Origin of the sequence: Paraferrimonas sp. SM1919 (genome assembly GCF_010993985.1) — a bacterium.
In the GTDB taxonomy this organism is placed as follows: domain Bacteria; phylum Pseudomonadota; class Gammaproteobacteria; order Enterobacterales; family Shewanellaceae; genus SM1919.
The window spans coordinates 143726-156608 of record NZ_WINH01000004.1; the positions used below are offsets into that span (position 1 = coordinate 143726).

The following is a 12883-nucleotide window of genomic DNA, read 5'->3' on the forward strand; positions in this document are numbered from 1 at the left end:
CTGTAACTCGCATTTGCCTTTCGACATCCTACATTCGACTTTCTTCTAACTTTCACAAGCTTACGAAAATTTAATATTCAAAACAAAGTCAGTACTATTTTAGCTGTCGGCAAATTGACTGAGACAAGAATTGTCGCAGTCATGCTGTAGCTTGAGTTATTCATTTTGAAGAGGGAAATACTTATGTTTGAACGTGAATTATTTTGCCAGCTGATGAGCCATCCAAATGGCGATTTTGATGAGGCAGGCCATAGCTTATTTGGTGATTCTGAGTCGGTTGAGCCAATCACATTCACCTGGGATGAATACTCAATCAGCGCCTACGTAAACCGTGATGGAAACAAATTAACATACGGTTGCGACTATGAAATCTCGCTAGGGGAAGATGAATACGGCTACCTAGAGTTATCCCGTGATGACGAAGGTAACGAATCAATTTCAACGCAAGGTCTAGCTGAAAACGAGCGTATATTAGCTACCTTTATTGAAGGTCATCTATACGGCTTTGTGTTATTCACTGCTAAGTATGCCTATCAATTTGTTAAACAAGAAGGGCTGATCTTCCCAGTATTAAAAGAGAAAAAACCACTTGATGAGGTTAAAACCGTCGCACCATTAACCCAAGTTATGGTTAATCAGCAGTTTAGTAATTTGCTGACACACCCAAGCAGTAAGCTTGCTATGTCAGATAATAGCCAAGTAAAACAGCTAGTAATCCCTAGTGATGATTATGTACTAAACGCTGAGTTAGTTTTCACAAAGGCCGATAACGCCTTACGCAACGATTTTGATTACCAGCTGTATGGTCAAAAGCTAGGGATCCATGTTGGTAGTGCCTATACCAAATCAAACCACGAAATCGCGCTTTGTTGTGCAACCACAGTTAAGGTAAGCAACATGAGCCATGGCGAGTTAAATGTGATTATTAATCACCATGGGCCTGACATGATGTCGTTTGAATACGACCGCGATGCCTTTGAATTTGACTCCGGTGAGTACCCTGTCCCCGTGTTAACCGACAAGGTGTACAAGAAAACCATCTATGACGACATCAAATACGATGAAAACGGCGAACCTTATATTGAACCAGAAGCCAAGTAACGATAGATAACCACAGGGACAGGTTCTGTCCCTATGGCTTAGTAAGCTGACATTGTCAGGTAAAGTTCAACAAAAAATGAGAATACTATGCCTTCAGACAGTACTTTAATCAGCCACGCCTTTGCCGAAGCAATCCGCGCCGGCGTTCATGGGTTATCCGGTGCAACCCCTATGGTCATTCGCGACACCTACCAAGCCACCATAGTGTTTAAGCTAATGCATCATCAGCAAGTTGTGGTTAGCTACAATGGCCCAACAGGCAAGTACACAGTACTTAGCTAATCCAACATCCAGCCATGAGTGACTAATATAAGGGCCCTTGGGCCCTTATCACTGTTACCTACATGAGTTTATAAGCTTATGAAAATACACAACTAACGTGGAGCATTTTATTCTACTACAGCTGTTATAACTGAGACATAAAATGTCTTAGTGGACGTTTAATATAACCATACTTTCAAACAGGCAGGAGGCTTCAATGCTTTTACAACAAAAACAATCGAGCAGTAATTTCACTTTTTTAGATGACGTTAACCCAATGTTGTTTCAGTTGGCCCAAGAAGCAGAAGCCTATTTACACATAGACAACCAAGCCTGTTTAGCCAAAATGCGCTTGTTTGTGGAAGTCAGCTGCCATTTGTTAGCGCAAAAAGCAGGAATTAACCTTAATCAGCAAACCAACGAGTTAGCCAATAACTTAAATATATTAAGAGATAAAACCAACGTCAGTAATTATACCATTGCAGCATGCCAGCGTCTTCGCTACGCGGCAAATAGTAGCTTGCATGTGAGTTTTGTTGCAGGGCAGATGCAATCGCAGCCAAGATATAACGCAGAAGCTATGAACAAACTTGCCCATGACTTGTTTGAAGTTGCCTCAGGTGTGGCGGAGTATGTTTACGGCGCTAAAGTGTCAACCACAGCCAACTTTTATCAACAACAGCAGTGCGAACATGCCACATTAATGGTGTCAGCAATGAAAGGCAGTAGCGATGCCAGCATGGAATTGGCGGGGCACTTTTATGATCAATTAGAGCAATCACAAGCCCGCACAGGTGAGCGTTATACCGAGTTAAAACAAGACTTCGGTTACTGGCTGAATAAGGCCATAAAACAACAAGCAACAGGTCATCAATTATTGCAAGCCAAGGCCGCTCAGCAGGGCTGGTACCATCATAACTACTTAAGCGTAGAGCAGTTGTTCAAAGAAGCTTGTGATAACGATACTTCAGGTGAAGCCTGTTTTGCCTATGGCGAATACATTGCTAATAAAACCAGCAAAGGGGATATCCCAGAGGCATGGAATAAGGCCGCTGAGCTGGGCAATCATAAGGCTTTATTAGCCAAACAAATGGAAACCTTTAACCAAGACCAAGCTGCCTTTGATAGTTATATCGAAAAAGGTAAGGCCAATAAGCAGCCCTTTGCTCACAGCTTTGAAGCCTGGCACCTGCTATTGGAATACATAAAAGACAGTAATGATCTTTCTAAAAGACGATTAAAAACCGCACTGTTAGACGCTTACAGCAAGCAAGATAAAGGCTATCAGTTTGTTTGTGCCATGGCGGCATTTTATGGTGTGCCAGTCGGCATGGAATACCACAAATATGATCATGAAGAATTGGCCGAAATCATGGCGAACCATTACACAGTTATGCCAGAAAATACCCTGTATCACGGCATGCTGTTGCTGGCTACCGCGAAGTACCCAAAACATATAACACTGGCAAGCAACATGGCCCGTAAAAGTTTACATACCTTTCCTGATGATCAGGATAAAGGTGAGCTTTGTTATAACTTGGCCAAGTCTGCGCAGCAAGCCCTTAATGAGAAAGGTCAGGCTCGCATTGCCATCAGCGTAGCTCAGTTATACAAGCAAGCAGCTGATTTAGGTAATAGCCAGGCTCGTGAATTTTTAGCATCTAAGCAAGGAAAGGCAGAGCTTAATAAAATCAGTTGCCCGAAATATAACAAACGCAGCAAAACAACCAAAAACAAGCGCAAAGCCAGCCGCAAGCAGGCCCGCGCCAATAAGAAAAAATAACAATAATTATTGATAAGGAGAAAACTATGTCGTTATCAACCCAAGCCAAAGCACTGCTTAAGGTGCTGGTGGATAAATTACCTAGCGTACAAGCGGGTAACCCAGCAACCTATACCAGCTACCGAGAATGCCACCGCGATTTGGCGTTACCCATGCAAGGTCGTGATTGGGGTCACTCGTTACAGTTACAAGGCTTAAATGATCTTGCCACATGGCAGCTGAACACCGGTGTACCAGCCATTACCGGCTTAATCATCAACCAATTAAACCTAATGCCAGGTGAAGGCTTTTTCCGTTTGTATGGGGTGCAAGACAACCCGTTTGAATGGTGGAAAACTCAAATAGAGCTCTGCCAAGGTTATAACTGGCAACAGCACCTAGATGCGGCATAACAGCGCACAGAGATAAATCGAAAAAGCCACTCGCACTTGCTTCAGTGCTATGGCTTTTCATTCTTTGCCTCACCACAATAACGCCATCCAAAAAAACACAAGGACGCTACTATGATGACACCCTATACCTTTGGCCATCGTCTCATTAAAGACTGGTTTATGGACGATGCCGACTTTTTAATACACATTCTTGACCAACAAAACCCAAAAGAAGCCATTGCAGACTGCATTGAACTAGCTGATGGAATGGAGTTGCCAGAGTTCACAGTACAAAGCGAACCTTACCAAGAAGGCTTTGTACAAATAATACATCTGCCCCAGGCTCAAGACATTACAGAGCCAAAATACATAGTGATTATTGATTGGCTGGTAGAGCAGCAATTGTTTTTCTGCGAGTGCAGCGTAGAGGGGAGTTATATATTGGGCCAATGGACAGACACCGCTCACCATAACCATGGTGAAACCGACGGCAGCAGCCCACAAGCCTTCTTAAAAAGCATTGAGAAAAAAGGGTTACTAAATAAACCTGAAATGTTTAAGGCCAACTATGAGTAGTAAAAAAAGGCAAAGTGAAAAACCACTTTGCCCTTTTTAATTAGAATCTCGATTAGTTTAAACCATTCGACCTTTATCTATTAATTCAAATCAAAACCTGGCCCACATTTATATATGGCCTGGCCCGTTCACAGTGGCTGGGGTGATCATCAAAAAACAAACTGCTGTTTAGCCCTCTTAAAATGGGGGTTTTATCTTGGCCAGATAAAAAGTACACCCCGGCAGGATTAAGCTGCCAGTGGCTGAGGGTATTGACGGCCCGGGGCAACGCATTGGGGCCACGGGCGGTCACTAATGACCAGCTCACCTGCGGGCATTGTTTAGCAACAGTATCCACCTTGCTGATAAAGTTAAACAGCACGGCCTGGTTCATAGGCTTATCAGCATTATTGGTTTCAAACTGTTCAAAGGCCTCAATAGAGTCGACGCTGTCGTCCAACTGAATGCCATGGTTAAACAAAACGCCATCCCCATCAAAAGTAAAGTGCAGCTGCCTATCCGCTCCATTGGTATTTTCTTTTAACTTAGTTTCGACGTTAGACCTTCGACGTTTGTCGTCACTCATTTGACTTTCGACTTTAGACGTTCGACTTTCTACGTTCTTCAAAACCACACAAGCCAAATTCAACCCCTGTAGTAGAGAAAACAACTCCACTTGTGAAGATAAAATTAAATCGAAGTTTGACTGACTGGCGACATCGGCAAGTTGTTGCCAACTGGCTGAAAATACCTTGGTAAAACTCAGTGTGGTATTAGCAATAACATCAGTAATTGGCACATAGTCACTATGGTGCAGCAAGGTGTATTCAAGCCCAATAGAAGGTAGACAAACTTGTTGAAAGTCAGCCAGTAATTCGATGATGTTAGGCTGGCATTTAATAAGTTCGCTGGTAAGGGCAATGCTGATTTGGCAGCGGTTTTGGTTGTTTTTCATAAGCCTTAAATGTTGAAGGTTTAAGGTCAGTATGCCAAGCCTGTAAGACAAAAAACGTCTTATAAAAATGACAATAAGACGCCACCAAGACGTTATTGAGACAAGTTGTGTCGCAGTGGTGTCTTAGTATGAATGGGTAACTAATTATCAAGTTGAGGGAAGCACGATGGCAAGATTGAATCAAATTGAAACATTCAAGCGTAAGCTGGCACTGCGCATTTTACTGGATGGCAACGCGTTAAAGGTAGCCTACAACCGCCCTTGGGATGACATTGAAAAAGCCTATAAGCTGGTTAACATTGATACCATTGAGGGAGCTGGTGACGTGCAAACTAATATTGAAGCCGTTAACCTGTTTTTAAGGCGGTCTACAACCAAGCCTTTGCTAAATCAAAAGAGCTTCGTATTCCTAACAGCAAGTTTGGTAATTGGGCAAAGCCGCGCTTTGAATTGGATGATTTAAGCTACAAAATATTGTACACCTTAACCCATATCCACAGTTGTGATGCTCTGTATGATATGACAGAAAAATTTGAAAACCTATCCGATCTTGAAATGTTTAAACTGCTGGCAAGTTTTATTAATGCTGATGTAGAAGCGGTGAGTAAGTGCTTTTTGCCAGATGCCCCTTTGATTAAAAACCACCTACTAAAAAGTGGCCGACGTAGTCGTGATTTCAATGAAAAGCTCTACCCAATTAGTTTGGTGCGTGACCACATGTTTAACCCTTATTTCACCCATAAGGGCATGCTGCATGGTTATCTAAACCAGGCGCCAGCAACCAGCTTAAACTCCAAGGATTTTGCTTTTATTAAGCAAGATTTTGACTGGATGGTAAACATACTTAAGCAATATAAAAAACAACCCCACCAAGGCTGCAACATTCTCATTTATGGTGAACCAGGTACAGGTAAAACCGAGCTAAGCCGGGCTATTTGCAAAGCCAGTAAACTCAAAGTACTAGAAGTCGCGTTTGATAACGGCAGCGGCAAAATCATTGAAGGCAGCGACCGTTTGAACAAGTTGGCAACTAGCCGTAGTTTTGTTGAAACGGGAAGCACCGCCATCGTGTTTGATGAGCTCGAAGATGCCTTCCCATGCATGGGTGCCTTTGGTGAAAAATCTAAAAAGCGTTGGTTTAATAACTTATTAGAAACTAATCAGGTGCCGGTAATATGGGTAAGTAATGAAGTGGATCAGCTTGATCCCGCCTTTTTACGCCGCTTTGACTACTGTGTAAAAGTACCACTGCCAAACAGTGGCCAAAAAAGTAAATACTACATGAACGCTAAAGGTAGCAAGCACCTATTACCTTGGGAATATAAAGTAGCCATGAACACTAATGTTACTATTGCCGACATTAAACGTGCCACCAGTGTATTTAAGCGCACCGGCATCGCTTGTGAACAGGCTCAAAGCCATTACTTTGAAAATTTACTAAAGGCCCAACACAAAAAGCCTGAGCAAAATAAAGCCAAAAATGGCAGCAAATACAAAATGGAAACCCAGTTTGTCGAAGCGCTATCTAACACCAGTTTACCGTTACCACAGGTGACCAAGATGGTAGAGCGTGTTAGCGAAGGTCGCTTTTTATTACACGGTGTGCCTGGCACGGGGAAAACCGGCTATGTGCATGCATTGGCTGAAAAATTGGGTAAGCCATTAGTATGTAAATCAGGCTCAGACTTGTTAGGTAAGTTTGTGGGTGAAAGTGAAAAAGCCATCAAGGCGATGTTTGAACAGGCGACCCAACAAAAGGCGATATTGTTGCTGGACGAAGCAGAAGCCTTTTTCACTGACCGGGCATCCATACAAAGTGATTGGCGTGGCTCAGTAATTAATGAAATGCTGGTGCAGTTAGAGCGTTTTCAAGGGGTGTTTTTTGCCAGCACCAACTTGCCAGAACAGTTAGATAAAGCCATAAAACGCCGTTTTGATTTCAGCATAAACTTTGATTACTTAAAATCAGAACAGGTGCTGCAAATGGCCGAACAATGTATTGAAGCAGGCCAGCAGTTAACTGATATACAGCGCCACAAACTCAAGCAATTAACCCATGTAACTCCGGCAGATTTTGCCGTGGCCAAACGTCAAAAAAGATTCATGGCAGAAGATTTTACTAATGATAATTTGGTAGAGTTAATAACCGACCTGTCGCAGGAACGACAACCTAAAAAGATGGCAATCGGCTTCCGCTAGGAAGCCAATAGTTAGGAGTAATTAGGGAGTAAACAATGGATAAAGCAGAATTAGAATCCAAGCTATTAGCAATGATCCCCGTGGGCAATAAGGGCAGAACCTTTAGCCCACAGGACTTAACGGCACGCCTTACATTAGACAAAGGCTCGAATGACTATAAAGCCCTAATGAAAAAAATTAATCGCACCCTAACAGGCTGGCAAAACATAGGTATTGGCCTAGTGGTTGAGCAAAAAGGGCGCAATAATTACTGCTATTGGCAAAGTCAAAAACAAAGAGATAACTATTTCAACAAGTTCAAAGACGATGCTATGGACGAAGGCCAGGCATTAGGCATGTACTTGCTGGAGACCCATCTAGCCGAAGTGATCCCGCCAAGGTTAAAACGCCTGCTCGAGCTTAAATTTAATGCCGCAACCGAGCAGCTGCTGGGTAACGATAATGTGCTTAACATAGTGGACGAATGGAAAGGGCAAATCCAAGTAAACCCCTATGGCATCGCACTGCAAAATACCGCAGAGGTTGACCAACAATACGAGGCCGTGTTTGCGGCAATAGAAAAACAACAGGTACTGCAAGTCGAGTATAACTCGATGCATACTCAGTTAAATGAACGTGGCCAACTATTATCCAGTGAAAGTTTTACACAAAAGCTCATATCGCCCCAGCAAATGCTATGGCAAAACAACCAAATGTCGGTGCTGGTGATTGTGCACGAACAGGGCAAGCCAGATGTATTTAAAAGCTTTGCCCTAGCCAGGTTAAAAAACATTAAACCCCATGAAGGCGATCAGCACTATGTTAAGCGCCAACAAAACTACACCACAGAAAAAGTAGTGCTGCATCTACAAACCGGCCTTAAAAACTACTTTGAGCAGGTAAAGTTGGCAGCCGGACAACGCATTAGCCACTTGCAGGGCGAATGGTGGCAGCTAGAGGCAGACATAAGCTTTGCAGATAGCTTTCACCTAAACCCTGAGACGAATCAATCTAAAGGGCCGGATTACTTTTACCTGGTCAACTTGCTATCAAGCTATGGCCCATCGGTAGAGGTAATTGCCCCCAAACCAATGCGCGAGCAAATGGCCCAAAGGGCAAAGGAAATGGCGGCTAAGTATTCCCAAGCAGTACAAGAAGAAGAATGAAAGTAGGCGGATAAATGCCCAAGCTAGAACATTAAAATCCACTATCACTTGGATAATTTGCCTATTAACAGTAAATGGTTGGAGGCAATATGGACGGGATAGAAATTTTTAAGTGGTTTATGATTATGTGTTTTTTAATCGCTTACCCCCATGCTGCCGTTGCGGCAGGCATAATGACAGTGGTGCTAGCTTGGATAAATCCAATAGAGCCCTATAACTTAACCTACTCAGGAATCTGGCTAACCTTTATGTGCATTGGCTATTTTATTTGCCACCCAAGGTTATGGGTAATTTTTGGCATTGGCTACTACATGGGTAGCAGAGGCGGGAAGAAGTAACTGCATTAATTAAAAGCGGTGCGGAATAAATTGTAGGCATCTATGTGAAGTGTTACCCCAATCACTTCCTTATGTCTAGCATGTGTAATGACAGTTAACATTTTTAGGTTTATATTTATTCCCAATAATTACTCATTAAACAAGACTGATTAATATCAAGAATATTGGAATCATTACAACCAATTAATGTGCAATGTCCACGCTGTAATGAATTACTTTAATCGTTAAAAAATAAAATGGACACCGACAGCCTATGAAGCAACAAGCCTTAGCCTATCTGCGCCAAATGACACAAAACCCTTTAGCGACATTCCATGAGGGTCAATGGGAGTCAATACAAGGACTGGTTGAACAGCAAAATCAAATGCTGGTGGTACAAAGAACAGGTTGGGGTAAAAGTGCGGTGTATTTTATAGCGACTAAAATACGCCGTGCTCAAGGTTATGGCCCAGCCATTATTATTTCTCCGCTGTTATCGCTCATACGTAACCAGATTGAGTCTGCGGCTAAGCTTGGACTAAAAGTGGTGCCATTTAATTCTTCTATGTCTGATGCTGAGCTTACAGTGGTCGCAGTACAAATTCTTGAAGGGACAGTTGATGCGATAATCATTGCTCCAGAGCAACTTTCATCTAAAGGCTTCGGAAAAGAAATTCTGCCTTATATCAGCAGTAAAATAGGTTTGTTTGTGGTTGATGAGGCCCACTGTATATCTGACTGGGGGCATGACTTTAGACCTGACTACGGGCGTATTACTCGTGTGCTCAAGACTATGCCAAGTAATCTACCTGTATTAGCGACAACGGCAACTGCCAGTCAGCGTGTTGTTAATGATATTGAAATTCAGCTTGGGGAACGATTGAACACCATCCGCGGGCCTCTTGTGCGTAAAAGCTTACACCTGCATACCCTTTCCCTTAGTAAGCGCTCTGAGCGTATGGCATGGTTAGTAAAAAACTTAAAAGATCTAAAAGGGACTGGCATTGTTTACGCTAAAACTCAAAAAGACACTGAGATTGTTGCCGAATTTTTGTGTAAAAATGGCATTCTGGCGCTCCCTTATCATGGCGGTATCGATGATAATTCCACCCGTGAAAGATTAGAGCAGGCCCTTCTACATAACAAGGTCAAATGTTTAGTTGCAACCTCAGCGTTAGGTATGGGTTTTGATAAGCCTGACATAAGTTTTGTGATCCATTACCAGTCACCCAGTAATATTGTTGAATATTACCAGCAGGTTGGTCGCGCTGGGCGCGGAATTGATAAAGCTGCAGGGGTGCTAATGTTAGGAGAAGAAGATGCTAAAATTCAAAGCTATTTTATTAAAAACGCTTTCCCTAACGAACATCAAATAAATCTATTGTTGAACGCCCTAAAAGAAAGAGACGCTTGTAGAGAAAGTGATATACAAGCAGCTGTTAACATTAGTTTAAAAACCATTAGGTTTATATTAAAGTTTTTAAGCAATGAAGATCCGTTACCAATTATTAAGGAATATAAAAAAATTAAGGGGGAATATGTTGCTTTTTACTCCCGCACTAAGAATGACTATTCTTTCCCGCATGAAAGAATTAGCCGTTTAAATAGGATTAAGCAAGGTGAGTGGCAAGACTTGATAGAGTATCATCAATCAGAACGTTGTTTAATGCATTTTTTAGCTGAAAAGTTGGGGGATAATAACCCACAAAACTGTGGCAAGTGTGCCAATTGTGTTCCGCATACAAAGCTAGACTATACCATTGACCCACAACTTGTCCTAGCGGCACAGGATTACCTTAAAAACCGTTATATTAAAATTAAGCCAAAGGCGACGTTTGCAGCGTCAGGTGCAAATGCAAAGCTCGCTTTTCCAACTTATGGATTCCCCTATAACGCTAAAAAAGCCAATATGTACCTGGAAGAGGGCTTAGCGCTATCATCATGGAAAGATGGCGGTTGGGGAGACATGGTGGCAGATGGTAAACACGCGAATCATTTTAGTGATGAGCTGGTGGCACCAGTGGTCAAAATGATCAACTCATTAGACTACGAACAAAGGCCAACTTGGATTGCCTATGTACCATCCCCAAGGCATCCAACCTTAGTGCCAGACTTTGCAAGACGAGTTGCAGCACAGTTAGGCGTACCCTGTATGGATGCTATTTATATTGCTAATGAAAGGCCGCCGCAAAAAAGCATGGAAAACCGTTTCTATCAGGCTAAAAATTTAGACGGAGCTTTTGGTATCCATACTGGAAGAGTATACAGTAATCCTGTATGGTTGATTGATGATGCCATAGATTCAGGTTGGACATTTACCGTTGCCGGTGCTTTGCTAATGCAGCATGGTGTCAGCAAGGTGGTACCAATTGCGCTAACCACAACGGCGAAAAACCAATAACCATAAAAAGATAAGCCAATGATCACAGAAAACACCAAAGCCATACTATTGCTTACCAGTTTTTTTAACTCTAAAGAAACCAAAGAGTTTAAGCCCTTAAGTGTGAATGAATACGGCTATTTTGCTTGTTGGTTAAACCAAAACGGCTACAAACCAGAATCGTTATTAGATCCCAACAATCTAACCGACATTTGGATGAAGTGGGAACTCCCCCTAAGTCACACCAAAGCGAAAAGCATGGTTAACTTTTCCAATTTAGATACTACTATCGATGCCATTTCTGATACTAGAGTCAATGAGCTACTCAATCGTGGTTTCAGTTTAAGTATATCGCTAGAAAATTGGCAAAGCCTGGGGGGATGGGTGATGGACAGAAGTCACCCGAACTACCCTAAAGTATTTAGGGGGCAGTTAAAGCATCAAAGCCCAGCAATACTTTTTGGAATAGGCAATCAAGAATTATTGCAAAATGCGTCAATAGGCTTTGTCGGCAGCCGAGATTGCGATGCTAAAGATAACCAAGCCACCAAAGCTTATGTAGATGCCATCAGTCAGCTCGGTTACCAAGTTGTTTCCGGCGGTGCCAAAGGCGTAGATTCAGATGCCATGGAACATGCCCTTAAGCGGGGGAATAATGCCATCGGGGTGTTAGCTGATAGTTTACTTAAGAGCAGCACAACTAGACAATGGCGGCAATATTTGAAATCTAATCAGCTGGTTTTAATTAGTCCTTTTTACCCAGGAAGCCGTTTTACACCTGCGAATGCTATGGCTCGCAATAAGTTTATTTATTTGTTATCCCAAGCGACTATTGTAGTTACTTCAGCTGAAAAAGGCGGAACCTGGTCAGGTGCCAAAGAAAACCTGCAAAAAGCTTGGGTACCTTTATTGGTCTCTAGCCATAAATCCCCCTTACAAAAGGGCAATAATGGTCTGTTAACCGGGCAAGGCTTGCCAAAAGGTTATCAGTTGGGCATCAAGGTTACCCCTGACATGCCTACCGAGCAATTATTGCGGCACATTAAGCAAGCATTGAAGCCACAAGCTTCGCAATCTGAACTTGGTAGCACAGCCTTAGCAAAAGCCTCGAATAAATCAGAAAGCCAGCAAAGCATGTTTGAGCAAGATTTATTTGCTCAGCCTGAACTCAGTGCCGAATCCGAGCAAGAGTCACAAACCAGCCGTTTAAGCTTTAAAGAGCAAGCCATGCTGAAGATGGAGCAGGCAAGTGATGCAGCTGATAAAGCCTCAAATACAGAGCCAGCAAGCCAAGTTGAACCGCACAAACTATTGAAGGCTGAGACTAATGAGGTAGTTGGAGGTCATAAAAGCAACAGTGATAGCCCTGCACCATCAGGTGAGCCTGAAAAATCACCTAGCGAAGATGCGTTAGAAAAAATTGATGTAGCAGCCCATAAAACTGATGGGCAAGAACCGACGCCAACACTTGAACATAAGCCCCTGCAAGAACAGCAAACAGAAACACCATTGTTAGACTATTTTTATGCACAACTAGTCAAGAAAATACAACAGGCAACAGATCAAATACTGGATTATCAAGCCATTGCTAATGCTTACCCAGAATTTAGTATCATGGGTAAAAAAGCATTAGAAAATTGGCTAAACCACTTAATTAAACAAAATAAATTAATTAGGCCAAGCACGGCAAAGCGTTATCAGTTACCGAAAGTTTAATCCATGACATTGTTTTTAAAGCGTTGGTTATACTTATCAGCTAATTCAATTCTTGATTTTAATAATGATGGAAAATCCGGGTAACACCTGGGGTAAGCCA

At 42.5% G+C, this 12883-nt stretch carries 11 protein-coding genes; 10 read left to right on the forward strand and 1 reads right to left on the reverse strand.

The window, feature by feature from the left end; all coding sequences use genetic code 11:
* Positions 1-183: 183 nt before the first annotated feature.
* The 5 genes from GFB48_RS03800 to GFB48_RS03820 all read left to right on the forward strand — a co-directional run bounded on the left by GFB48_RS03800 (position 184) and on the right by GFB48_RS03820 (position 4092).
* On the forward strand, positions 184-1101 hold the full coding sequence (locus GFB48_RS03800; RefSeq protein WP_163931347.1) for a hypothetical protein: 918 nt from the start codon (positions 184-186) through the stop codon (positions 1099-1101).
* An 87-nt stretch (positions 1102-1188) separates the two neighbouring features.
* Positions 1189-1383 (forward strand): hypothetical protein, encoded by a 195-nt coding sequence (locus tag GFB48_RS03805; RefSeq protein ID WP_163931350.1) that lies wholly within the window; start codon positions 1189-1191, stop codon positions 1381-1383.
* 196 nt (positions 1384-1579) lie between these two features.
* Positions 1580-3145 (forward strand): hypothetical protein, encoded by a 1566-nt coding sequence (locus GFB48_RS03810; RefSeq protein WP_163931353.1) that lies wholly within the window; start codon positions 1580-1582, stop codon positions 3143-3145.
* A 26-nt stretch (positions 3146-3171) separates the two neighbouring features.
* Positions 3172-3537: a hypothetical protein gene (locus tag GFB48_RS03815; RefSeq protein WP_163931356.1), complete on the forward strand. Its 366-nt coding sequence runs from the start codon at positions 3172-3174 to the stop codon at positions 3535-3537.
* Between the two features lie 111 nt (positions 3538-3648).
* Positions 3649-4092 carry a hypothetical protein gene (locus GFB48_RS03820; RefSeq protein WP_163931359.1) on the forward strand — a complete coding sequence of 148 codons (444 nt, stop codon included), beginning with the start codon at positions 3649-3651 and terminating at the stop codon, positions 4090-4092.
* Positions 4093-4177: 85 nt separating this feature from the next.
* On the opposite strand, the gene GFB48_RS03825 is transcribed toward GFB48_RS03820, so the two are convergent.
* Complete coding sequence (locus GFB48_RS03825) at positions 4178-5026, reverse strand: 5'-nucleotidase (RefSeq protein ID WP_163931362.1); 849 nt, start codon at positions 5024-5026, stop codon at positions 4178-4180.
* A 166-nt stretch (positions 5027-5192) separates the two neighbouring features.
* Between GFB48_RS03825 and GFB48_RS03830 the strand changes: the two genes are divergently transcribed.
* The 5 genes from GFB48_RS03830 (at position 5193) to GFB48_RS03850 (ending at position 12783) form a co-directional block, all read left to right on the forward strand.
* The gene (locus tag GFB48_RS03830) at positions 5193-5489 is read left to right on the forward strand and encodes a hypothetical protein (protein WP_163931365.1); all 297 of its coding nucleotides are present in this window, start codon (positions 5193-5195) and stop codon (positions 5487-5489) included.
* A gap of 11 nt (positions 5490-5500) precedes the next feature.
* Complete coding sequence (locus GFB48_RS03835) at positions 5501-7225, forward strand: ATP-binding protein (RefSeq protein WP_163931367.1); 1725 nt, start codon at positions 5501-5503, stop codon at positions 7223-7225.
* Positions 7226-7260: 35 nt separating this feature from the next.
* A complete protein-coding gene (locus GFB48_RS03840; RefSeq protein WP_163931370.1) occupies positions 7261-8370 on the forward strand; it encodes a WYL domain-containing protein in 1110 nt (369 codons plus the stop codon).
* 591 nt (positions 8371-8961) lie between these two features.
* Positions 8962-11088 carry a RecQ family ATP-dependent DNA helicase gene (locus tag GFB48_RS03845; RefSeq protein WP_163931373.1) on the forward strand — a complete coding sequence of 709 codons (2127 nt, stop codon included), beginning with the start codon at positions 8962-8964 and terminating at the stop codon, positions 11086-11088.
* An 18-nt stretch (positions 11089-11106) separates the two neighbouring features.
* Entirely contained in the window at positions 11107-12783 is a 1677-nt protein-coding gene (locus tag GFB48_RS03850; RefSeq protein WP_163931376.1) for a DNA-processing protein DprA, read from the forward strand.
* Positions 12784-12883: the final 100 nt, after the last annotated feature.